We start from the raw sequence: 24,862 nt of genomic DNA, 5'->3' as shown, positions 1-24,862 counted from the left end.
AAAATTGGCTAGTTATATAGGAGGGTAAAATGAAGAAGATAGTTATTTTAGACGGAAAGACTTTGGGGGATATTAAATTTGAAAATCTTAATGAATTTGGAGAAGTTGTTTATTTTGATACTACAAAACAAGAAGAAGTAGTAGATAGAATCAAGGATGCTAATATAGTTCTTACTAATAAAGTTGTTTTAAATGAGAGTAATTTAAAGTATGCAGAAAAATTAGAATTAATTTGTGAAACAGCTACAGGATTTAATAATATAGACATAACATATGCAAAGGAAAAAGGAATAGCAGTTACAAACGTAGCAGGATATTCAACTAATACTGTAGCACAACATACTTTTGCTACAGTATTAGCGTTATATGACAAGCTTTCATATTATGATAATTTTGTTAAATCAGGAAGTTATGCAAAATCAGGATTATTTACTGATTTAAGCAAACCTTTTTATGAATTAGAAGGAAAGACTTGGGGAATAGTGGGATTAGGAGCTATAGGTAAAAGAGTTGCTAAGATAGCAGAAGCTTTTGGAGTAAATATTATATATTATTCAACATCAGGTAATAATTTAAATAGAGATTATAAGAATGTTAATTTTGAAGAGTTAATTAAAGAGTCAGATATAATATCAATACATGCACCTTTAAATGAAAAAACTAAAGGTCTTATGAGCTATGATGCTATTAAGAAAATGAAAAAGAATGCTATATTAATAAATATGGGAAGAGGTCCTATAGTTGTAGAGGAAGATTTAGCAAAAGCTATAGAAGAAGAATTAATAGCAGGAGCAGCATTAGATGTATTTGAAGTTGAACCTATTAAAGAAGATAATCCTTTAATAAGAATTAAAAATAAAGAAAATGTAATATTGACACCACATATTGCATGGGCAAGTGTTGAAGCGAGGGAAAGATTATTTAAAGAAATAATTGAAAATATTAAAGCCTTTTATAAAGGGGAAATAAGAGGTAGAGTAGAGATTTAATAAAAAAATCAAGGGGAGTTTTATTCCCCTTGATTTTTTAGATATTTATCTCTTAACGTATTAATAACTCCATAATTAGAATTGCTTTCTATAATATATTTTGCTTTACTTTTAACTTCTTCAGGAGCATTATCCATAGCATATGTAAAAAATGCCTTTTCAAACATTGGAAGATCATTATAATAATCACCAAAAACCATTGTTTCTCCATTAGTTATTGCAAACTTATCTTGGATTTTTTTTAGTCCTAATCCTTTATTTGTTTTGTTATCCATTATATCAAGCCATATCTTTCCTGAAACAACAATTTGTAATTCATCTGAGAATTCTTTTGCAAAATGCTTTTCTGATAGTTGTCTAACATTATTGAAGTCGCAGAAAGTTATTTTTACGATATCATTTTCTATATCTTCTATATTATTAACAATTTCTTTTTTGTAGTAAAATTTATCTACTTCTTCTAAAAATCTAGGATCAGTATCTTCGATGTAGGCACATTCTTTGCCACAAAGAATTATATGTATGTCTTTTAAAGTTCTATATTTTGAAATTATTTTTTGTACTAGTTCTTTTTCAATTATATCACAATGAATTATTTCATCATTTTCTACTATTACAGCACCATTATCAGCTACAAAAGTTACATGCTTTGCTAATTTACCAAAATCTTCTTTAAGTGTATAGTAAGGTCTTCCGGAAGCTGCAATGAATTTTATATTTCTTTGTATAATTTCTTTTAAAACATCCTCAAACTCATTAGGAATTTTACCGTTATCATCAAGTAAAGTTCCATCTAAATCAGATGCTATAAGTTTAATCATAATATCACCTTTTTCTATAAATATATATATAATAGATTTTGCTAAAAAGAACAAATTTATGTATATAGAATATATAAATATTTAGTTTATATATTTTAATAAAAATAGTACATAGATTTAAAAAAAATACTTAAAAAAGTTGCATTTTAAAGAAAAGGTGTATATAATGATTTTATAATTTAATAATGTTCGGATGAAGGTAGCGGGAGAGTGATTTTAAAAATCCACCGAAGAAGCAAATCTTTCAGGTATTAGGACCGTTACTGGACGAGCCTCTGGAGAGACTCAAGAGAGCACCGAAGGAGCAAGGTAAAATTTTTATTTTACTGAAACTCTCAGGTAAAAGGACAGGGGATAAGATTAACTTATACTATTTTTATAGTATTTTAGTTAGTCTATTCTCCTCCGTAAATTTAATTTAAGGGGGATTTTTTTATGACAAATCAAATTCAATCATTTTTACAATCAATTGACAACATAGTGTGGGGACCACCTCTACTAATTCTTTTAGTTGGGACTGGTATATATTTAACTTGTAGGTTAAAGCTAGTTCAAATTCTTAAATTACCATTAGCATTAAAATATGTGTTTTTTAAGGATGATGAAGAATATGATGATAATGCAAAGGGAGATGTTTCAAGTTTTGGAGCACTTTGTACAGCTTTATCAGCAACAATAGGAACAGGTAATATAGTTGGAGTAGCAACAGCTATAAAAGCAGGAGGACCTGGAGCTTTATTTTGGATGTGGATAGCAGCATTTTTTGGAATGGCAACAAAATATGCAGAAGGTGTACTTGCTATAAAATATAGAGAAATAGATGAAAATGGAGAGATGGCTGGAGGTCCTATGTATTATATAAAAAATGGCTTAGGATTAAACTGGTTAGCTAAAGTTTTTGCTATATTTGGTGTTGGAGTTGCTTTACTTGGAATAGGAACTTTTGGGCAAGTAAAATCAATTGCAGATGCAGCACAAATAACATTTAAAGTACCACTAGTTGTAACAGCTGTTTTAGTAACAATATTAGTTGCATTAGTAACTTTAGGTGGTATAAAAAGAATATCAAAGGTATCAGAAAAAGTTGTGCCAATAATGGCAGGTTTATATATATTTAGTGTATTATTAGTTTTAATATTTAACTTTACAGCAATTCCAGAAGCAATTAGTCTTATAATTAGAAGTGCATTTAATCCTAAAGCAGCTTTAGGTGGAACTATTGGTATTACAATTTCAATTGCTATGCAAAGAGGAATTGGAAGAGGAGTATTTTCAAATGAAGCTGGACTTGGTAGTGCTCCAATAGCAGCAGCAGCAGCAAAAACAAAATCACCAGTTAAGCAAGGTCTTATCTCAATGACAGGGACTTTTATTGATACAATAATAATTTGTACAATGACAGGTTTAGTAATTGTAATAACAGGAGCATTTCAAGGACCTTTAGAAGGTGCAGCCTTAACAACATCAGCTTTTGAAATAGGATTAACTATAGCAATTATAGGAAAATATATAGTTAATATAGGACTTATTTTCTTTGCTTTTACTACAATACTTGGATGGAACTATTATGGAGAAAGATGTATTGAGTATTTAATAGGAGTAAAAGCTATATTACCATATAAAGTTGTTTTTATAGCTTTCGTAGCAGTTGGACCATTTTTACCAGTTGAACTTATATTTATAATAGCAGATATAGTTAATGGATTAATGGCATTACCTAACTTAATTGGACTTATAGGGCTTAGAAATGTTGTTGTAGAGGAAACAGAACAATTTTTTGAGGAAATGAAAGTAGAAGGGGTAGTTGCCTAAAAATAAGCTAGCAGATGCTAGCTTATTTTTTATATATTAAATATTAAAAGTAATTTAAAGGTATTTTTAGATATATAAATATAATAGGAGGTGAACTTATGGAGTGGAAAGGAAGTTATTCTGGTCTTGTAAGCTATAAAAAAAGTAAGGATAAAAAAGTAAGTAAAAGAAGATTTTTAGAAATATTATTTATAATAGTAGTTTTAATAACTGTGGTATTATCTTTTTTAAAAAGAGGGGTTAATAAGGACTTTATAAAGCTATCAGAGGATACTATAAATTATTACATACAAACTTGTGATGAAGTAAGTTTAAATAAAGGACAATTAAATTGGCAAGAAGTAGCGGTTGTTTATGCTACTATAAATAATGGAACTTTTGAAGCTTCAAAAAAAGAGGATGTAATTAAAATAGGAAATAATTTCTTTGAATATAATAGTAATACTGGAGAATATAAAATAAAGACTTTAGAAAAAGTGTTAAAAGATTTAGGAGCAAAAGGAGAAGAGATAAAAAAGGCAAAGGAATGTTTAGTTAGTATAGAAGATAATTATCTTAATACCAGCTTAGCAAAGGATCAAAATAAAAAGACTTTTATAAAAGATTTATCAAATGAAGCTTTAAATAACTATAAAGAATATGGGATATTGCCATCTATTACAATTGCTCAAGCAATTTTAGAATCTGGCTGGGGTGAGTCTGAACTTTCAGATAAACATAATAACTTATTTGGAATAAAGGCTGATGAGAGTTGGAGTGGAAAAAAAATAAAAATGAAAACTAAAGAAAATTATGATGATTTTATAGAAGATTATTTTAGAGTATATAGAACCAAAGCAGCTTCAATAGAAGATCATGGAAGGTTTTTAAATGAAAATATAAGATATAAAGAAAATGGGGTTTTTGAAGCAAAGAATTATAAAGATCAAGCTAAAGCAATAGAGAAGGCTGGCTATAGTACAGCTAATAATGAAAATGGAGAGCCTATATACGCAAACTCTCTTATAGATGTTATACAAAGAAATAATTTAATGCTATATGATACAGAAGTAAATAGGTAAATAAAAAAGGCTTTAATTAATAAACTACTTTAAAGCCTTTTTCCTCTTGTAGCAAAGGTATTTTTTTTATAGAAATATCATCAACTCTAATAAATCTATTACCAGATTTTATTAAACTTAAAAATTTATCTAGAACTTCCTCAGAACCTTGAATTTGAAGTTCAACCATACCATTACTCATGTTACGTACAAAGCCTGTAATATTCATAATAGATGCATGACTTTGACAAAAGAATCTAAAGCCAACGCCTTGAATACGTCCAGCTACAACTACATAGTATCTTAACATAAAAAACCTCCAGTAATTAATATTATTTGTAAAGCTAAGGTAGATACTTTTTGTATCTACCTTTTAAAGATTTTGTTATTCAATTTTAACTTTAAGCCAAGCATCATCATAAATTTTAAGTTTATTTCCTAAGTCTTTAAATATTTCACATTTATCTAAAACTTCTTTTGGAGGATAAACTGTTGGATCTTTTTGAGTTTCTTCATCTAATAAAGCATATGCAGCTATATTAGGAGTAGCATATCCAATATATTCAACATTATCACGTGCATTTTCTGGATCTAATAAGAAGTTTATAAAAGCTTCAGCACCAGACTTGTTAGGTGCATCTTTAGGTATAACCATTGTATCAAACCATTTATTAGAACCTTCTTTAGGAACAATATATTTTAAATTTAAATCAGGAGCCTCTTCTTGAATATATACAGCATCTCCAGACCAAACTGTTGCTAAAGCTGCCTCACCATTTATCATTTTATCCTTAACTTCATCAACAACATAAGATTGAACTAAAGGTTTTTGTTTAATTAATTCTTCACTAGCTTTGTCTATTTCGTAAGGATCAACGGAATTTTGAGAATAGCCAAGTTTTATTAAAGCTATTGCTAAAGTATCTCTAATTGAATCAAACATAAATATCTCATCTTTATAATCAGAATCCCAAAGATCATTCCAACTAGTAATTTCTCCTTTAACTTTATCAGCATCATAAATTATACCGATAGTTCCCCACATATAAGGAATAGAGTATTCATTAGTTGGATCATAAGATAAGTTTTTATAATCATTACCTATATTAATATAATTAGGAACGTTATTATAATCTATTTTTTCAGCCATATCTTCTTTAATCATTTTTTCTACCATATAATCTGATGGAAAAACTAAATCGTAAGTTCCAGGGCTAGTTTTAACTTTTTGATACATTATTTCGTTAGTATCATAAGTATCGTATATAACTTTTATTCCAGTTTCAGCCTCGAATTTACCTATTAAATCTGGATTTATATAATCTCCACAATTAAATACATTTATAGATCCATTGACTCCTTTTTTACTATCAGAATTATTACTACACCCTATAAATAAGGTAGATGAAAGAATAGTAGCAGTAACTAGAGACATTAATTTTTTATGCATTTTCAACTTTATCACCTCTTGATGTAAATTCTTTTCTGTTAGCAATTAATAATAGGATTAAAACAGTTACAAACATTAAAGTAGATAGAGCGTTAATTTCAGGTTTAATACCTCTTCTAGCCATTGAGAAAATTTCAATTGAAAGATTTGTAACTCCAGGTCCTGTTGTAAAGAAACTTATTACAAAATCATCAATTGACATTGTAAAGGCCATTAACATACCAGCAAAGATACCAGGTTTTATTTGAGGTAATATTACTTTTCTTAAAGCATAAGCTGGTGTTGCACCTAAATCTAAAGCTGCATCTGTAATGTTAGCTGGTAATTGCTTTAATTTTGGAAGTACAGCTAAGATTACATAAGGTATATTAAATGTTATATGAGCTAGTAACATAGTTGTAAATCCAAAATCTAATTTAGTAAGTGGTCTTACAAATATAAATAAACTCATTAATGCGATCCCTGTAACTATATCAGGATTTAAAACAGGTAAATAGTTAATATTTAATAAAAATGTTTTTTTAGGACCAGACATCTTATTTATACCTATAGCAGCTAAGGTTCCTATTATAGTAGCTACAATAGAAGAAATAATAGCTATAAGTATTGTATAAAATAATGCTTCTAATATTCTTTCATTTCTAAAAAGTTCACCATACCATTTTAATGTAAAACCAGACCAGTTTCCCATAGATTTAGAATCATTAAATGAGAAGATAATTAAAGTAAATATTGGTGCATATAAAAATACAAATATTATAAATAAATAAAATTTCTTAAAAAAACTCTCTAATCTTTTTACCATAATTGACCTCCTCCTTCTTTATCACTTATATCAAATTTACTCATTACAGCCATAGAAATTAAAATTATAATCATCATAAAAATGGAAATAGAAGAACCAAAATTCCAATCACCCATGGTTGTAAATTGTTGTTCTATTAAATTACCAATAAGCATATATTGTCCACCACCTAATAATCTAGAGATTACAAAAGTTGAAACCGCAGGCATAAATACCATTGTAATTCCAGATATAACACCAGGCATACTTAAAGGTAAAACTATTTTTCTAAAAATTTGTCCTTTATTAGCACCTAAATCAGATGCTGCATTTATTAGATTTTGATCCATTTTTGTAAGTACTGTATAAATTGGAAGCACCATAAATGGTAAGAAATTATAAATCATCCCTAAAATAACAGCGCCATCGTTATATAAAAATGTAAATGGACCCATTCCAAAATTAGATAAAAGATTATTTATAAAGCCGTTCTTACCTAGGATAGGAAGCCATGCATAAGTTCTAAGAAGAAAATTCATCCACATTGGAACTATAAATAACATAATTAATATATTTCTTTTTCCAGGGCTCATTTTAGAAATAATATATGCCACAGGATATCCAAGGATTAAACAGCCTAAAGTTGCTGAAAAAGCAAGAGATAAACTTCTAGTAAAAACTTTTATATATTGAGGTTGAATAAGTCTTGTAAAGTTTTCTACTGAAAAGGCATAACTACCTTCTGTAGTTTTTACTGTAAATCCGAAGAATAATACAATGAATAAAGGAATTATTATAAATAGAGTACTCCAAATAACAAAAGGAGAGACTTCTAAACTACTTGAATGTTTTCTTATTTTACTCATTATTTTTAACCTTTCTCATAATATGAATATCTTCAGGATATATATCAAGTCCTATTATAGAATCAATTTCTGCATGTTTAGTATTATGGATTATCCACAAATGATCTCCTTCTAATACTTCTATTTCATAATGAACACCTTTAAATACTACTGATTTAACAATTCCTTTTAACATTCCACTATCAGAATTTACTATTTTTATATCTTCAGGTCTTATAACCACATCGATTTCTTCATTTTTATTAAAGCCTTTATCAACACATTCAAAAGTTCTATTAGAAAAATTAACTTTAAAATCATCAATCATAATACCGTCTAATATATTACTTTCACCAATAAAGTCGGCAACAAATGCATTAGATGGTTCGTTATAGATGTCTACAGGAGTCCCCATTTGTTGGATTTTCCCTTTGTTCATAACAATTATAGTATCAGACATGGTTAAAGCTTCTTCTTGGTCGTGGGTTACAAAGATAAAAGTAATTCCAAGTCTTTGTTGAATTCTTTTAAGTTCTATTTGCATTTCTTTTCTAAGTTTTAAATCTAAAGCTCCAAGAGGTTCATCTAATAAAAGAACTTCTGGTTCATTAACTAAAGCTCTAGCTATAGCAACTCTTTGTTGTTGTCCACCACTTAAAGAATCAATATTTCTTTTTTCAAATCCTTCTAAAGAAACGAGCTTTAACATTTCTTTTACTTTTTTATCTATTTCATTTTTATTAATCTTTTTTATTGTTAATCCAAATGCTATGTTTTCATAAACATTCATATGTGGGAATAAAGCGTATTTTTGGAATACGGTGTTTACTTGCCTTTTATAAGGAGGCAAAGAAGATATATCTTTTCCATCAAACAAGAGTTTTCCGCTATCAGCTTGTTCAAATCCTGCAATAATTTTTAAGGTTGTGGTTTTTCCACACCCACTAGGTCCAAGTAAAGTTAAAAATTCATTTTTTTTGATACTTAATGAAAGGTTATCTAATACGTTATTATCTCCATATTTTTTTGATACTCCTTCAAGTTCAATAATATTTTGTTCCAAAATAAACACCTCTTTCTATGAAATTAAAATGATGGTGGAGTACTAATCCAAATTACTTTAGCGGGAGTTTTGTGAGGATTAGAGATATAGTGGTTAACTTTAGGTTTGAAGTAAAAGCTTTCACCTTTTTTCACTTTAAATTTCTTTTCACCTAAATGTAGTATTATAGTTCCAGATAATACATAACCAAATTCTTCTCCTTCATGAGGTTCTTCCTCTATATATTGCCCTTTAGGCTCTAAAGTTATCATAATAGGTTCCATTTGATTTTTCTGAGCATTAGGTATAAGCCACATTAGCTTATATTTTAAATCTTCATTATCTGTTTCAAACATATCTTCATATGTGTATGTAACTCTTTCTTCACTATCTTCACTAAAGAACTCAGTTAGATTAGTTCCAAGTATTTCCAAAATATCCACTAGGGTTGCAATAGATGGAGAAGTTAAATCATTTTCTACTTGAGAAATAAATCCTTTAGATAATTCACATCTATTTGCAAGTTCCTCTTGAGTTAACTGTTTCTCGATTCTCAATCTACGAATTTTTTCGCCTATTTGCACAATTACACCTTCTACCTTTAAAAACTTTGCTTATACTAAACCTTAGGTTTAAAATTACTAAACAAACAAAAAATATTATATAAAGTAATTTATAAAAAATCAAGAATTTTTTACTAAAAAGTTTTAAAAAAAATATTGCTATAACCATTGATAGTATTAACATTAGAGTATGTTTTATGTATTGTAAGTTTAATAAAACAACACTTTAAGTTTACAAATACTAAGGAAAAAAACGAAGTGTAAATAATTGAAATTTTATAACAACATTAAAACATAGAGAAATCAACCTTTATGAAATTTAAGATGATATATATAAATTAGTATTAATAATAAATTTCTTAAAAAAATATTAAATTGTTAAACAATGTAAGGGAATTTCTTGATAAAATAATAATAATATGAGATATTTTAATGAGTATATTTAGATACTTATTAAATTTAAGGGTGATTATATGAATGATAAAGTTAATTTATACAGAAGAAATGGTAAAAAAGTTTATATAAAGCAACCAAATTTTAAAGAGTTAGCCTTTGTTGAAGGTCTATGGGGACATAAAGAAACCATGGTTGATATTGGGGGGACTTATAACTTTACAAGAGATAAGTGGGATGCATTTTATAAAAAAATGGTATATCCAACAGATGGAAAGAACTTTTATTGCTTAATATATACAATAAAAGATAAAACTATTGGAGAAGTAAGTTTTCATGGATATGATTCTGCAACTAAAGTTGCACGAATAAATATTAAAATACACAAAGATTATAGAGGTCATGGATATGGAGAGGAGGCTTTAAAACTTCTTCTTGAATATTATTTTTTAGAATTTGGTGGAGAAACCATAATAGACACAATAACAACTGAAAATGCTAAGATTATATTTAAAAAAATAGGGTTTAAAAAATTTGGAAGCTTTAGAAATCAAGAGAGTTATAAAATAACAAAATATGATTTCTTAAATAGAGGTTCTAGAAAAAAAAGAAATGTACAAGTTTTAGCATATGATAATATGGATATTATTGATTATTCTATTCCCTTTAAGATATTTAAAAGAGCAAATGAGATATTAGGTGAAGAATTGTTTGAAGTAATAAGTATATCTTATGATGGGATAAATAATTTACAAAATAATATCCAGATTAACTCAGAAAGTTTTAAAGATAATAATTTAGAAAAGGAAATTTTAATAGTTCCTGGGGGGATGGGAGCATTAGAAGTACTAGAAGATGAAGTTATAGTAAAATATATTTTATCTAATTATAATAACTGTGATTATGTTTTATGTTTTAACTTAGGAATACATTTTTTAAACAAATGTAATATAATAGAGGGTCTTTTTATTCCTAAGAGTAAGGAATTTGATTTGAATAGGCTAGAAAATATATCTAAGCATAAATTGGTAGATAAAAACTTTGTAGATAATGGAAAGATAGTGATTTCATCTAATATAGTAGGGAATATAGAGAGTTGTTTGAATATTGTGAAAAAAATAGCAGGGGAGAATTGTGTAAAGGTATTAAGTGCAGAAATTGGGGTTAATATTAAATAAGTTATTTTTACATTTTATTATAGTGAGAATATTTAAACATATAAGAAAATTGGATAATTTTTAATATATTTACAAGAAATCATATAAATATTAAAAATTTATATTAACAAAATTACAAATAGAGTGTATAATAAAATTGTTAAAAAAATGACACGGGGGAGGAATTGAAATGTTTCCACAATGGGAAGGATTTAAAGGCGAAAGCTGGAAAGAAAAAATTGACGTTAGAAACTTTATACAAAAAAACTACAAGCTATATGAAGGTGATTCAGACTTCTTAGCTCCTATTTCAGATAAGACATCTGTGGTTTGGGGAGAAGCCAGAGAATTAATTATCGAAGAAATTAAAAAAGGAATTATAGATATAGCTACTGATAGAGTATCAGGAATTGATAATTTTGAAGCTGGATATATTGATAAAGATAATGAAGTAATTGTTGGTTTACAAACAGATGCTCCGTTAAAGAGAATAGTTAATCCATTTGGTGGAATGAGAATGGTTAAAAGCTCATGTGAAGCTTATGGCTATGAACTAGATAAGGATATAGAAGCTCATTTCTCAGCATATAGAAAGACTCATAACCAAGGAGTTTTCGATGCTTATACTAAAGAAACAAGAGCTGCAAGAAGTGCAGGTTTATTAACTGGTCTTCCAGATGCTTATGGTAGAGGAAGAATTATAGGTGACTATAGAAGAGTTGCATTATATGGTATAGATCTATTAATAGAAGAAAAGAAAAAGGATCTAGATAATCTTCAAGGAGATATGCTAGATGAATTAGTAAGAAAAAGAGAAGAAGTTAGCATGCAAATCAGAGCTTTAGGTGAAATTAAAGCAATGGCAGCTAAATATGGTTGTGACATATCAAAGCCAGCTTCAAATGCTAAAGAAGCTGTTCAAGCACTTTACTTTGGATATTTAGCAGCTGTTAAAGAAAACAACGGTGCTGCAATGTCACTTGGAAGAACTGCAAACTTCTTAGATATATATATCGAAAGAGATTTAGAAGCAGGCGTTATAACAGAAACAGAAGCTCAAGAATTAATAGATCAATTAATTATAAAATTAAGATTAGTTAGACACTTAAGAACACCAGAATACAACGATTTATTTGCTGGAGATCCAACTTGGGTTACAGAGTCAATCGGAGGTATGGGTGTAAACGGAAAACCTCTAGTAACTAAAAACTCATTTAGATACTTACACACTCTAACTAACTTAGGTGCTGCTCCAGAACCAAATATGACTGTTTTATGGTCACCAAATTTACCAGAAAACTTCAAAAAGTATTGTGCTGAAATGTCAATAAAGACAGATGCTATTCAATATGAAAATGATGAAGTTATGAGACCAATTTATGGCGATGACTATGCTATTGCTTGTTGTGTATCAGCTATGCAAGTTGGTAAGCAAATGCAATTCTTCGGTGCTAGAGCTAACTTAGCTAAAGCATTATTATACGCTATAAACGGTGGAGTAGACGAAAAATCAGGAAAAACTGTAATTGAAGGATTAAAACCATTAAAAGATGAAGTTTTAGATTTCAATACAGTTAAAGAAGCTTACAACAACGTATTAGAATATGTTGCAAAATTATATGTAGATACAATGAACATTATTCACTTCATGCATGACAAATATGCTTATGAAGCTGGACAAATGGCTTTACATGATACTGAAGTAGGTAGATTAATGGCATTTGGTATAGCTGGACTTTCAGTTGCTGCCGATTCATTATCAGCTATTAAGTATGCAAAAGTTAAGCCAATAAGAAATGAAGCTGGAATAGCTGTTGATTTCGAAATAGAAGGAACTTTCCCTAAATACGGAAATGATGATGATAAGGTTGATGATTTAGCAGTAGAATTAGTAACTAAATTCTCTGATGAATTAAAGAGACATCCATTATATAGAGATGCACAACATACTTTATCAATCTTAACTATAACTTCAAACGTAGTTTATGGTAAGAAGACAGGATCAACTCCAGATGGAAGAAAATTAGGAGAACCACTTGCACCAGGAGCTAATCCAATGCATGGAAGAGATGAAAATGGTGCATTAGCTTCATTAAACTCAGTTGCTAAGATACCTTACAACTCAGTTTGTCAAGATGGTGTTTCTAATACATTCTCAATAGTTCCAGATGCATTAGGAAAAGATGAACAACAAAGAATAAACAGCTTAGTTGGAATTCTTGATGGATACTTCACTCAAGGAGCTCATCACTTAAATGTTAATGTATTTAATAGAGAAACTTTATTAGATGCAATGGAAAACCCAGATAAATATCCAACATTAACTATAAGAGTTTCAGGATATGCAGTTAACTTTACAAGATTAACTAAAGAACAACAAATGGAAGTTATAAGCAGAACATTCCATCAAAGTATATAATTATTAAGTTTTAAACATTCCCCTGCCTATTTTATAGGTGGGGGAATGTTAATAATAAATAAGGGATTAATGATGAGTGGTTATTTAAAGAATAATTAATCATGATTAATCACAAAATTGATTTAGAGGAGGACGTAGTATGCTTAAAGGAAGAATACATTCAATAGAAAGTATGGGATTAGTAGACGGACCTGGGATAAGGGTTGTGGTGTTTATGCAAGGATGTGCATTAAGATGTCTTTATTGTCATAATCCAGATACATGGAAAGAAGAGGGTGGAGAAGAATATACTCCACAAGAGTTAGTTAAGAAGATTTCAAGATTTAAAAATTATTTTAAATCTTCTGGCGGTGGAGTTACATTTTCAGGTGGAGACCCTTTAAGACAACCAGAATTTTTACTAGAAACATTAAAGTTATGTAAAGAAGCAGGAATACACACTTGTTTAGATACTTCAGGAGTTGGACACGGCAATTATGAAGAAATACTTAAATATACTGATTTAGTTTTATATGATGTTAAGCATTTAACTGAAGAAGGCTATAAAGATATGACAGGATTACAAATGGATGAAACAAAGAAATTCTTAAACACTTGTCAAAAGTTAGGTACAAAACTTTGGATAAGACAAGTAGTTGTACCAGGAAAAACTGATTCATTAGAATATATGTTAAAGCTTAAAGAATTTATAAATACTTTAAAAAATGTAGAAAAAGTAGAATTACTTCCATACCATTTATTAGGGGTTAATAAATATGAAAGCTTAGGAATAAAGTATAGACTAGAAGGCGTACCTCAAATGGATAAAGAAAAATGTAATGAGTTTAAAGAATTATTTCTTTAAAGAGTATTTATTAGAAAAACCAAGTATAAGCTGAAGCTTATGCTTGGTTTTTTAAATTAATTATTTTTTAATAAGTTAGAAAAATAGCCAGCTGGTATAAGTCTTTTTTTCATACCCTCTATAATAATTAAATATGTTGCTGTAGTATCGAATCTAGCATCATGATAGTTTCCGCTACCTTCAAACAATTCATTTGATTTAGAGGCTATTTTATCTTCTGTAATACCTAAAAAGTCTATTACTTCAGAAAGCTTTGGATTTTTTATATTTCCATTCGGATTAGGTATTTTACAAATGTTTTTATAATAACCCATAGTACAGAATGAATTTTTAGGCTCCCATGTAGTATCTATAAGACCAGCCTCCCAAAGCTGTTGTAATTCATGTTTTAGGAATTTTATATCAAACTGAACGTTATGACCTATTATAAAATCAGCTTCAAAGAAATCAGGCATAAATTCAGAAACAAATTCTAAAAATTCTTGACCATTTGAAAGTTCATAAAGCTTCTCTAAACTAAAACCATGTACAGCTTCAGCTCCTTCATCCATTTCATCTACAGTAAAGAAAAAGTTCTTGCCTATGGTAGTTTGAGGCTTTTTAGAAGCATCTATTAATATGTAGCTTAACTGACAAATATGACCTGGTTTTACGCTAGTTGTTTCAGTATCAAAAATTAGTAATTTCATTATATCCTCCTAAATTTGTAATAAATATCGACTTATTATATAATAACACAAAAAAATAACTAATAGAAAACTATTAGTTATTTTTTAAAGAATTTGAAATTATCTTAAGTAACTCTAAACAGGTTTCTAGAGTTTTATTATTTTTGTCTAATGCAGGATTAAACTCTACAAAATCTATAGAAGTTACTAGGTTTGTACCTATTACAGTTTCTAGTACTTTTTTTCCTTCTATAAAAGATAATCCATCTTCTACAGGGGTTCCAGTACCAGGAACATAGTAAGGATCTAAACAATCTATATCAAAGCTGAAGTGAATATGATTAATTCCTTTTTTCTTAATTTCTTCTAAAAATTCTTTTAAGACAGAATCTATTCCATTTTTAGTTATATATTTTATATCCCAAACATTAAGTTTATGCTCTTCTATAAGTTCAAGTTCACCTTGATCTAAATCTCTTGCACCTAATATAAATACATTTTCAGGTTTAACTTTTCTTCCAAGTGAATATATATTTATTAATGAGTCATCTCCAAGACCCATTGATCCTGATAAAGGCATACCGTGAATATTACCAGAAGGTGTTGTCTTAGAGGTATTGATATCACCATGTGCATCTACCCAAACTACTGCTAAATCTTCACCGTAATACTTACTAGTACCAGCTACACTACCAAGAGCTAAGGAGTGATCTCCACCAATTACTATAGGTAATGAGTTATTTTGCAATGACATATAAACTTTATTTGCTAATTCGATATTTGCTCTTACAACTTCATCTAAATACTTCATCTTGTCATTTGCTGCGTATTTATCTTTAGGATCTATTTGCTTAATGCTTACTTCACCCATATCACAGACAGTGTGGCTTTTTGTAAAAATATCTAGAAGGTTGTTCTCCCTTAAAACTTTAGGGCCATTTTCTACTCCAGGATTATCACATCCATAAAATAATGGCATTTCAATAATACTAATATTCATAAAACAAACCTCCAAACGGGTATTAATTTCGACAACAATACTATATTAATCGCTTAAACCGAATAAGTAAATAAAAAATTAAAAAAAAATTAATTTATATGTCTAGTATTTGCAAATAATGAATTTATAGTATTAAATGATATGGTTAATTATCAATATAATACCAAGTAAATAATAATATCAATAAATTTTATTTGCAAATTTGTTAATATTATAATAGAGAAAAGATGAAAAAATATGTACAAAAAATTAAATTAATCAATAATATAATTTTTAGAAAGAGAAACTTCACCTGAAAATACTTTAGATTTATTACCTAATGAATCTAAAACTAAAAGAGACCCATCAGAAGTTATGTCTATACATTTAACTTTTTTATTTTCATTAAGAGTAGAAATAATAATTTCTTCATCTATAAATAAAGAATATTTCCTGCAAATATCTATAGAAGTATTTGCATGATTTTTATCTAGTAATTCATTATAGAGTATTTCAAAATTATTTAAAAAGTTACAAAGTAAATCTGTTCTACTAAAACTTTTTCCTGTAGAAATTAAAAGTGAAGTAGCTTTTGATTTTAAATTAATAGGTATGTTTTTTTCAGGTATATTAACATTTAATCCAAAGCCTAGAATAATGTAATTTATTCTATCCATATCGCAATTCATTTCAGTTAAAATTCCACAGACTTTTTTATCTTTTAAAATTAAATCATTAGGCCATTTAATTTTAATATCTAAAGAATAACCTTTAAGAGTTATAGCCATAGCAGCAGCAGCAATTAAAGTTATTTTAGGTGCGTGTATTGGTTCAAGGTTAGGCTTTAAAATTAATGACGCCCAAATGCCACCTTTAGGAGAAATCCACTCTCTATCAAGACGCCCTTTTCCTAGAGATTGAGTTTCGCTAATTACTAATGTACCATCAGGAGAATTACTATTTGCTAAATTTTTAGCTTTAATGTTAGTAGAATCTATGCTTTCAAAATAATTAATATTTTTACCTATATTTTTAGTTTTAAGTTTTTCTTTTATCTCTAAAGGGTTTAAAATGTCATAAGATGATATTAATTTATAACCTTTGTTGGAAATACCTTCTATAACATAACCTTCCCTTTTTAGTATATTTATATATTTCCAAACTGAAGATCTAGTTATACCAAGTTTATCACTTATTTTTTGGCCAGAAATGAAATCATTACTGCCTTTTAATAGTGTTAAAACCTTTTCTTTCAAATTTAATCACCTCTCAAAATTTTACTATGATAGATTATAACATAGTAAAAGGAAGTTATATATAATAAAGACAAGAATTTTAATACATAATAAAGCTTTTAAATATAAATACTACATATAAATAAGATAAAAAATATAAAAATGTTATTTATTCTTAATAAAATTAAAAGAATAAAATGTTACAATTAATACAATATTGTTGTAAAAAGATAGCAATAGGATATATAATATAATTGGGAAGAGGAGGCATTAATGATGAAAGAAAATAATACAAGCAGTAAAAAGAAGAAAATGAATAAAAAAAAGAAGACTGTAATTATATCATTAAGTATATTAGTTGTAATAGCCATAATAGCAGTAACTGTAGTAGGCTCGTACTACAAACTTAGAAATCAAGTATATACAGAATATACACCACAAGAAAAAGAAGGTGTAGATTATAAAGAAGTAGAAGGCGTAACAAACGTTTTATTAATAGGAACAGATGGAAGAACTCTTGATGAAGCAGCAAGATCTGATACTATCGTAATTGCAACTTTAGATAGCAACAATAAAGTTGTAAAGTTAACTTCAATTATGAGAGATACGTTAGTTAATATACCAGGTTATGGTCAGCAAAAAATTAATGCTGCATATGCTATAGGCGCTGCAGAAGATGGAGCTCAAGGTGGAGCTAAATTATTAATGGAAACAATAAGAGATACCTTTGAAATTGATCTTCAAAAATATATAATAGTTAATTTCTGGGGTTTCGAAACTATAATAGATGAAATTGGTGGAATTGAAGCCGATATACAAGATTATGAAATAGAAGAATTAAATAAATATATAGGAGACACAACAGGTTCTAAGGCAGAATTAATAACTAACACAGGTGTACAAACTTTAAATGGTGCACAAGCCCTTTCTTATTCTAGAATTAGAAAAGTAGGAAATGGTAGCTATGAAAGAACAGAAAGACAAAGAAAGGTTTTATCACAAGTTGCAGGTAAATTAAAGGATGTTAGTCCTTTAAAATATATGAGTATAGCAAATAGTTTAGCAAAACAAGTAAATACTAACATAGATATACCAGAAGCCCTAAATTTAGGATATACAATTTATAAGTTCCCAGAATTGAATATTCAACAACTTCAAATGCCTCACACAGATCTTATAGTTAGAGATGGAGTATATAAAAATTTAGGTTGGGTATTACTTATAGATAAAGAACAAAACTCAAAAGTACTACATGATTTTATATTCGAAAATAAACTTCCAAATCGAGAGGAATTTGATATTTTATCAATACAAAATTTAAAAGCTGAAATGGATGCAGAGGAAGCAAGATATAATTCATTACACGGAATAAATCCAGAAGATTATAATGATAAAAATTCAGATGATGTAGATATGAGACTTCCTCAAACTACACCGCAAGATTCATTAAATAACCAAGGATCTTCAACTTCAGGTTCACATGGTAATGGAACTTCTGGAGGAAATCCAACACCTAATCCAGGAACAGCTGGTGGAAGTGGAACAACAGGTGAAAATCCAGGGGCTGGAAGTGGGAATCCAAGCGGTGGAGCAGGAAATGGAACAGATGGTACAGTTAAACCTTCAGAGGATGGATCAGGTTCAGATAGTGGAAATCAAGAAAAACCACCTGTAGCACCATCACCAGGTGAAGATGTAAATAAACCAGACTCACAACATTCACAACGTTAAATATTTATTTTAAACATAAAGCTCCTCTTTAAAGAGGAGTTTTTCTTTATTAAAATACTGTAAACACGTAATAACTAAAATATTATATGTGATATAATACTAGATAATAAATATTAGGAGTGAAAAATATGAGAAATTATTTATTAAAGATTATTTTAACAGTACCAGCTATTTTAGTAGCATTTACAGTTCAAGGCTATGCAAGAGCTTTAGTTGCTGATAAGCTTGGTGATAAAACACCTAGATTTCAAGGAAGATTAACTTTAAACCCAGCAGCTCATATCGATCCACTTGGATTTATAATGATTTTGTTAGTTCATTTTGGGTGGACTAAACCTGTAGACACTAATCCAAGTGCATATAAAAGAGGATATAAGGATTCTATAAAAGTTAGTATAGCTGCTCCTCTTGGAAATTTAATAACAGGATTTATTTTTGCATTTATATGGGCTTTATGGAGTAATATGTTTAAGAGTATGTCTTCTGAATTTTGTGAAATTGGAGGAAGGATGTTATTTTATGTTTGTATAATAAACGTAAATCTATTTATATTTAATCTATTACCGTTACCTGGTCTTGCAGGTTTTGATATATTAAGGGATTTATGGCCAAAAACATATTATAAAGTAGCTGATACTATATATCAATATCAAGTATTAATATTATTAGGAGTGGTATTAGTAGCTAGTGAAATAATATCAATTCCTTCAACTCTTATTTGTTCTTTATTTACTAAAATAGCTTTTAGTGTTGTTGGTATATTTTTCTAATAAGTGTATTGAAATTTTAAAAGAGGTCTTGCTTATTTGCAAGACCTCTTTTTAGGCTTTTATTATAATTAAATCTTTATTGTAGACTTCTTTAAATTTATCAGATGCTCTTAAAGCTTGACGAATTTCAAGGTCTACATCTATATCTGAAAAGACAGTCAGTTTAACTGTATCTAAATCAAATTCAACATTTATGTCCTTAATAGCTCCAACAAGACTACGATCAAGACCTTCTGCAATTTTAAGTAATACACCAATTTGGCTTATGGACTTTAAATCTAATTGATTTATGATAGAAGCAAAAGGTGGTAGTGGAAGCTTATATCTGTTAAATCTATGAGATGCAGCAATTGCAGCACTCATTAAAAGTTCCTTATGAGTTAATCCGTTTATATAAGAGTGTAATATAACATAAAAAGAATGTTTATGATGATCATAATAATTTATGCTAATTCCACAATCGTGTAACATAGCTGCAGTTTTTACAACATGATGAAATTTATCACTTAAATGATGAAGAGGCTTTAATTCTTCAAAAAGTTTTGTTGTAATTGCAAAAACATGTTTAGCATGACATTTATTAATATTTAAAGTATCTAATATACCATTTATACTATAATCTAAAATATCAGGAGTAATACTAAAGTTTTCTTTTAAGTAATCATACATTACACCTTCTCGTAAGCCACGCCCTGAAATTACAACTTTACTAGAATTTGCACCTTTTACAATACTATAAAAAATAGAAATTCCTCCAACAACAATATCTGAAATTTCAAAGTCAAGACCTTCAATTTTTTGACGTTGTTTAAAATCTTTTGATTTTACAATATTAAATATATCATGAACATCTATATCAGTTAATTCATAGTTATGGGGAATTTCAAAAGGATAACGCTTTTTAACTCTATCTATTTTACCTAAATTTCTAACAATTTCAGCAACACCTATTATAGAATCAAAATTTGCATCTTTAAGCCAAGAAATTTCGTTTAAGCTGTCACTTATAAACTTAAGAGCATTATCTATATCATTTGGTAAAACTCTATCTTTTAAATTATACTTAGAACTTAAATTTACACTACCAAAAGGAAGTGTAGCACTTTTAATTATATTATTATTTTGTATCCAAGCAATATGAGTAGCAGTTCCAGCAACTTCCACCATTAAAGAATTTTCAACATAAATACTTCTAGTAACCCCAAGATAATTTAAATATATCTCATCTTCACAGCTTAATACATTTACATCAATATCTAGCTCCTCTTTTATAGTTGATATTAATAAATCTTTATTACTAGCAGTTCTAAATGATTCAGTAGCAACTGCAAAAATTTTAGTAGCCCCAGAGACAGTACATAATGATTTATAAGAACGTAATGTTGAAAGGATTGAATTAACATTTTTACTGCAAATTGCACATCCATTAACTAAATCATCACATAATCGTATAGATGTTTTAAGCTCATCTATAATTTTAAAATATCCGCCTTCTTCAACTTCTGTTAGCATTAAACGTACAGAACTTGGGCCAATATCAATAACTCCAACTCTATTCATAAAAACTCCTTATTATAATTAATAATACTATACTTTGGGAAATACCCATAATTAAATATTATATCATTTTGTCTAATATTCAAGAGATAAATGAAAAATATATAATAAAATTACATTTAATTAGAATAGCTTTTTTATTAGTTGACAATAAAAGTTATAATTATGTATAATAATCTTACTAAATTAAATAAAAAATCTAGGAAAAGAAGAGTATTATAATTGATTCTTTAAGCGAGTAGAGGTTGGTGGAAGCTCTATAAGATAGGTTATAAGAAAAGAGCCTTGGAGATATTTACTGAAATTAAGTAGGATAAATCGTAGTAGCTGCGTTAAAGCGTTAAGTGGCATTTGATGCAATTAGAGTGGTACCGCGGATATATTTCCGTCTCTTATTTTATAAGAGACGGATTTTTTTATTATAAATTTGAAATGATAATGGAGGAATTAAAATGGATTATAAAAAGAAAGTTTCAGAAACTATAAAGCAATATGTTGATATGGATATTGAAGCTATAGAAAAACTTATAGAAATACCACCAAAGCCTGAAATGGGAGATTATGCATTTCCATGCTTTCAATTAGCAAAGGCTTTTAGAAAAGCTCCAAATATGATAGCAGAGGAATTAAGTGAGAAACTAGATAAAGAAGGTTTTGAAAAAATAGTTAATTTAGGACCATATGTAAATTTCTTTGCTGATAAGAGTGTGTTTACAAAAAATGCAATAGAAAAGGTTCTAGAGCAAGGAGATAATTATGGATCATCAAAGGTTGGAGAAGGTAAAACAGTTTGTGTTGAATATTCATCACCAAATATAGCAAAGCCTTTCCATGTAGGACATTTATTTACTACAGCTATAGGTAATTCTTTATATAAATTATTTAAAAAGGAAGGATATACCGTAGAGGGTATTAATCATTTAGGTGATTGGGGAACTCAATTTGGTAAACTTATATCAGCATATAAGAGATGGGGTAATGAAGAAGCATTAGAAGAAAATGCTATAAATGAATTACTTAGAATATATGTTAAATTCCATGATGAAGCAGAAAAGAATCCTGAATTAGAAGATGAAGGAAGAGCATATTTTAAGGCTTTAGAAGATGGAGATAAAGAAGCAGAAGCTTTATGGAAAAGATTTAGAGATTTAAGTTTAAAAGAGTTTGCTAGAGTATATGATGTATTTAATGTTAAATTTGATTCATATGCAGGAGAAGCATTCTATAATGACAAAATGGATGTTGTAGTTAATGAATTAAAAGAAAAGGGTCTATTAGTTGAAAGTAATGGTGCACAAGTTGTAATGCTTGATGAATATAATATGCCACCTTGTATAGTTTTAAAAGCTGATGGTGCTTCAATATATGCAACTAGAGATTTAGCTGCTGCTATGTATAGAAAGAAGACTTATAATTTTGATAAGTGTGTATATGTAGTAGGAACTCCACAAGCCCTACACTTTAAACAAGTATTTAAAGTTTTAGACCTTGCAGGACATGAATGGGCAAAGGATTGTGTTCACGTAGGTTTTGGATTAGTTAAATTTGCAGATAGAAAGCTTTCAACAAGAAAAGGGGAAATAGTTTTATTAGATGATTTAATAAGAGAATCTGTAGATAAAACATTAGAAGTAATAAATGAAAAGAATCCTAACCTTGAAAACAAAGAAGATATAGCTAAGAAGATAGGTGTTGGAGCTTTAGTATTTACTTATTTAAAGAACTCAAGAGAAAAGGATATAGTTTTTGATTGGAAGGAAATGCTTTCATTTGAAGGAGAAACAGGTCCATATGTTCAATACTCATATGCTAGAGCTAATAGTATATTAACAAGAGCTGGAGAGCTTAAGGGCGTAGAAGATTACTCTAAGCTTACTTCAAAAGAAGAGTTTGAATTAGTTAAGACTTTAGAAAACTTCAATAAACAAATACATTTAGCAATAGAAAAATTAGAGCCATCAATAGTTACTAGATATGTTATAGAAGTTGCTAAGGCATTTAATAAATTCTATAATGCACATTCAGTATTGAATTTAGAGGATGAAACGTTACAAGAAGCTAGATTAAAATTAGTTGAAGCTAGCTGTCAAGTAATAAAAAATGCATTAGCTTTATTAGGAATAGAAGTAGTAGAAAAAATGTAGTTAAAAGGGGTGATAATCATCCCTTTTAATTTATGAAAAAATTAATAATTATAACAAAGACTTAAAGAATACTTTATGATATAATCAAATATAAAATGATATAGAGAGGTGGAGGTATTTATGTTTGGTAAAAATATAAAGCATAAAGATTTAATAGTATCTATTGTTATAGCAATTGTTATGGGTATTATTGGATATAAGATTATAGATAACTATCAATACTTTTTTGGTGTATTAGGAAAGTTATTATCATTATGTGTACCATTTATTTATGGGTTAGTTATAGCATACATATTAAATCCTTTAGTTAAGCGTATAGAAAGAAAGTTTAAGCTTAAAAAAGGATTAGCTATTTTAACAACATACGCAATTTTAATAGGAGTAATTGCTTTAATTTCATTTTATTGTATTCCAAATATTGTTGAAAGTGCAATAGACTTAACAAAAGATATACCAAGTTATATTACTGAAATGCAAAATGGATTAAACAACTTATTAAGCAATGAAAGTATTAAAGATTTAATTGTATCTACAGGAACAATGGAAAGTGTTAATAGACTTATTTCACAAGTAGGAACTGTAGCAGTAACTTTATTAGAAGGATCAATTTCATATGCATTTTCAATATCAAGCAATTTAATGAAATTTGTATTAGGAATAATGATTTCAGTTTATGTTCTTGTAGATAAGGAAAGACTTATAGCTGGAACAAAAAGAATTTTATTTATAATCTTTAAAAAGGAAAAATCAGAAAAGATTATTGAGTTTGTAAGAATATATAACCATATGATAGGTACATATATAGGGATTAAAGCTATAGATTCATCAATTATAGGTGGCCTTGCTTTTATACTACTAAACTTAGTTAAATCAGAATATGCAGTGCTTTTAGCTTGTATAGTTGCAATAACTAACATGATTCCTTACTTTGGACCTTTTATTGGAGAAATCGTAGGTTTCTTATTTAATGTTTTTGTATCACCTACAAAAGGTATTTTAACATTCTTAGTATTATTATCACTTCAATTATTTGATGGTTGGTATTTAGATCCTAAGTTAATTGGAAGTAAAGTTGGAGTTAGACCTTTCTTTATAATACTAGGAGTTGTAGTTGGGGGAGGGTTCTTTGGACCTGTAGGAATGCTTCTTGCATCACCAACAGTAGCAACAATTAAAATTTATATTACAAGATTAATGGACAAAAATAAAGAATTGGTAGAGATGGCTGATAAAGCTTAAAAGTTAACTACCTCCTGTCAAGTAGATAAGGGGATAATGGAAATTAAATAAATAAGGCATAGCGTCTATATTATATAGGTGCTATGCCTTTTAATTTTACTAGATATTAGATTTCTTCTTATAATAAAATACACCCTTTATAGTAACAGTGTTTATTATTTCAACTGTTTACTATAAAGGGTGTATACAATAATTTATATCTTTTATTTTTTATTAATTTTAATTTCTTCTTTATTTTTATACATTGGGCAATGTGATGAACAAGAACCACAAGTACATTCGCCTTTTGAAGATTTTTTTAATTTTTTATAAATTACAAATGCTGAGAATGCGATGATTCCAACTGTTATAATAATTTCCATAAATTCTCCTTTAAATTA

General features: G+C 28.3%; 22 protein-coding genes, 2 riboswitches and 1 other annotated feature. Of the genes, 10 read left to right on the top strand and 12 right to left on the bottom strand.

Features of this window, described 5'->3' with window-relative positions:
- Positions 1–29: 29 nt before the first annotated feature.
- Positions 30–989, top strand: coding sequence for a D-2-hydroxyacid dehydrogenase (locus BTM21_RS07540; protein ID WP_021875311.1), 960 nt, complete (start codon positions 30–32; stop codon positions 987–989).
- Positions 990–1,009: 20 nt separating this feature from the next.
- Here the strand turns inward: BTM21_RS07540 and BTM21_RS07535 are convergent, their stop codons facing one another.
- Positions 1,010–1,810, bottom strand: a complete 801-nt coding sequence (locus BTM21_RS07535; RefSeq protein WP_079481251.1) for a Cof-type HAD-IIB family hydrolase — start codon at positions 1,808–1,810, stop codon at positions 1,010–1,012.
- A gap of 193 nt (positions 1,811–2,003) precedes the next feature.
- Positions 2,004–2,080: riboswitch (glycine riboswitch) on the top strand.
- 2 nt (positions 2,081–2,082) lie between these two features.
- A riboswitch (glycine riboswitch) is annotated at positions 2,083–2,164 on the top strand.
- A gap of 81 nt (positions 2,165–2,245) precedes the next feature.
- On the opposite strand from BTM21_RS07535, the gene BTM21_RS07530 reads away from it, so the two are divergent.
- The gene (locus tag BTM21_RS07530; protein WP_079481252.1) at positions 2,246–3,622 is read left to right on the top strand and encodes an alanine/glycine:cation symporter family protein; all 1,377 of its coding nucleotides are present in this window, start codon (positions 2,246–2,248) and stop codon (positions 3,620–3,622) included.
- Between the two features lie 98 nt (positions 3,623–3,720).
- Complete coding sequence (locus BTM21_RS07525) at positions 3,721–4,683, top strand: glycoside hydrolase family 73 protein (protein ID WP_021875314.1); 963 nt, start codon at positions 3,721–3,723, stop codon at positions 4,681–4,683.
- 16 nt (positions 4,684–4,699) lie between these two features.
- On the opposite strand, the gene BTM21_RS07520 is transcribed toward BTM21_RS07525, so the two are convergent.
- The 6 genes from BTM21_RS07520 to BTM21_RS07495 all read right to left on the bottom strand — a co-directional run bounded on the left by BTM21_RS07520 (position 4,700) and on the right by BTM21_RS07495 (position 9,367).
- Positions 4,700–4,972, bottom strand: coding sequence for an acylphosphatase (locus BTM21_RS07520; protein ID WP_079481253.1), 273 nt, complete (start codon positions 4,970–4,972; stop codon positions 4,700–4,702).
- Between the two features lie 75 nt (positions 4,973–5,047).
- Complete coding sequence (locus BTM21_RS07515) at positions 5,048–6,118, bottom strand: ABC transporter substrate-binding protein (protein WP_096145400.1); 1,071 nt, start codon at positions 6,116–6,118, stop codon at positions 5,048–5,050.
- Positions 6,105–6,917 carry an ABC transporter permease gene (locus tag BTM21_RS07510; protein ID WP_079481254.1) on the bottom strand — a complete coding sequence of 271 codons (813 nt, stop codon included), beginning with the start codon at positions 6,915–6,917 and terminating at the stop codon, positions 6,105–6,107. The genes BTM21_RS07515 and BTM21_RS07510 overlap by 14 nt, the downstream gene beginning before the upstream one ends.
- Positions 6,911–7,762 (bottom strand): ABC transporter permease, encoded by an 852-nt coding sequence (locus tag BTM21_RS07505; RefSeq protein WP_096145399.1) that lies wholly within the window; start codon positions 7,760–7,762, stop codon positions 6,911–6,913. The genes BTM21_RS07510 and BTM21_RS07505 overlap by 7 nt, the downstream gene beginning before the upstream one ends.
- Positions 7,755–8,804, bottom strand: a complete 1,050-nt coding sequence (potA, locus tag BTM21_RS07500) for a spermidine/putrescine ABC transporter ATP-binding protein (protein ID WP_021875319.1) — start codon at positions 8,802–8,804, stop codon at positions 7,755–7,757. The genes BTM21_RS07505 and potA overlap by 8 nt, the downstream gene beginning before the upstream one ends.
- A 23-nt stretch (positions 8,805–8,827) precedes the next feature.
- Positions 8,828–9,367, bottom strand: a complete 540-nt coding sequence (locus BTM21_RS07495; protein ID WP_079481255.1) for a helix-turn-helix domain-containing protein — start codon at positions 9,365–9,367, stop codon at positions 8,828–8,830.
- 452 nt (positions 9,368–9,819) lie between these two features.
- On the opposite strand from BTM21_RS07495, the gene BTM21_RS07490 reads away from it, so the two are divergent.
- The 3 genes from BTM21_RS07490 to pflA all read left to right on the top strand — a co-directional run bounded on the left by BTM21_RS07490 (position 9,820) and on the right by pflA (position 14,159).
- A complete protein-coding gene (locus tag BTM21_RS07490; protein WP_021875321.1) occupies positions 9,820–10,917 on the top strand; it encodes a GNAT family N-acetyltransferase in 1,098 nt (365 codons plus the stop codon).
- Between the two features lie 169 nt (positions 10,918–11,086).
- Entirely contained in the window at positions 11,087–13,315 is a 2,229-nt protein-coding gene (pflB, locus tag BTM21_RS07485; RefSeq protein WP_096145398.1) for a formate C-acetyltransferase, read from the top strand.
- 139 nt (positions 13,316–13,454) lie between these two features.
- Positions 13,455–14,159 (top strand): pyruvate formate-lyase-activating protein, encoded by a 705-nt coding sequence (gene pflA, locus BTM21_RS07480; RefSeq protein ID WP_021875323.1) that lies wholly within the window; start codon positions 13,455–13,457, stop codon positions 14,157–14,159.
- 56 nt (positions 14,160–14,215) lie between these two features.
- On the opposite strand, the gene BTM21_RS07475 is transcribed toward pflA, so the two are convergent.
- From BTM21_RS07475 to BTM21_RS07465, 3 genes are all read right to left on the bottom strand, one after another.
- The gene (locus BTM21_RS07475; protein WP_021875324.1) at positions 14,216–14,848 is read right to left on the bottom strand and encodes a 3'-5' exonuclease; all 633 of its coding nucleotides are present in this window, start codon (positions 14,846–14,848) and stop codon (positions 14,216–14,218) included.
- A 73-nt stretch (positions 14,849–14,921) separates the two neighbouring features.
- Positions 14,922–15,827, bottom strand: a complete 906-nt coding sequence (gene rocF, locus BTM21_RS07470; RefSeq protein ID WP_079481256.1) for an arginase — start codon at positions 15,825–15,827, stop codon at positions 14,922–14,924.
- Positions 15,828–16,081: 254 nt separating this feature from the next.
- Positions 16,082–17,062 (bottom strand): biotin--[acetyl-CoA-carboxylase] ligase, encoded by a 981-nt coding sequence (locus tag BTM21_RS07465; RefSeq protein WP_021875326.1) that lies wholly within the window; start codon positions 17,060–17,062, stop codon positions 16,082–16,084.
- A 255-nt stretch (positions 17,063–17,317) separates the two neighbouring features.
- Here BTM21_RS07465 and BTM21_RS07460 point away from each other — a divergent pair, with 255 nt between their 5' ends.
- Positions 17,318–18,772, top strand: a complete 1,455-nt coding sequence (locus BTM21_RS07460) for an LCP family glycopolymer transferase (RefSeq protein WP_079481257.1) — start codon at positions 17,318–17,320, stop codon at positions 18,770–18,772.
- A 128-nt stretch (positions 18,773–18,900) separates the two neighbouring features.
- Positions 18,901–19,542 carry a site-2 protease family protein gene (locus tag BTM21_RS07455; RefSeq protein ID WP_079481258.1) on the top strand — a complete coding sequence of 214 codons (642 nt, stop codon included), beginning with the start codon at positions 18,901–18,903 and terminating at the stop codon, positions 19,540–19,542.
- Positions 19,543–19,593: 51 nt separating this feature from the next.
- Here the strand turns inward: BTM21_RS07455 and BTM21_RS07450 are convergent, their stop codons facing one another.
- Positions 19,594–21,102 carry a Ppx/GppA phosphatase family protein gene (locus BTM21_RS07450; RefSeq protein WP_021875329.1) on the bottom strand — a complete coding sequence of 503 codons (1,509 nt, stop codon included), beginning with the start codon at positions 21,100–21,102 and terminating at the stop codon, positions 19,594–19,596.
- A 189-nt stretch (positions 21,103–21,291) separates the two neighbouring features.
- Positions 21,292–21,495, top strand: a binding site (T-box leader).
- Between the two features lie 56 nt (positions 21,496–21,551).
- On the opposite strand from BTM21_RS07450, the gene argS reads away from it, so the two are divergent.
- Positions 21,552–23,243, top strand: coding sequence for an arginine--tRNA ligase (gene argS / locus BTM21_RS07445; protein WP_021875330.1), 1,692 nt, complete (start codon positions 21,552–21,554; stop codon positions 23,241–23,243).
- 120 nt (positions 23,244–23,363) lie between these two features.
- A complete protein-coding gene (locus BTM21_RS07440) occupies positions 23,364–24,482 on the top strand; it encodes an AI-2E family transporter (protein WP_079481259.1) in 1,119 nt (372 codons plus the stop codon).
- A gap of 203 nt (positions 24,483–24,685) precedes the next feature.
- On the opposite strand, the gene BTM21_RS07435 is transcribed toward BTM21_RS07440, so the two are convergent.
- The gene (locus BTM21_RS07435) at positions 24,686–24,844 is read right to left on the bottom strand and encodes a FeoB-associated Cys-rich membrane protein (protein ID WP_021875332.1); all 159 of its coding nucleotides are present in this window, start codon (positions 24,842–24,844) and stop codon (positions 24,686–24,688) included.
- Between the last annotated feature and the right edge of the window lie 18 nt (positions 24,845–24,862).

This window comes from Clostridium chauvoei (assembly GCF_002327185.1).
GTDB lineage: Bacteria > Bacillota > Clostridia > Clostridiales > Clostridiaceae > Clostridium > Clostridium chauvoei.
This window is presented reverse-complemented; position numbering and strand designations above follow the sequence as displayed.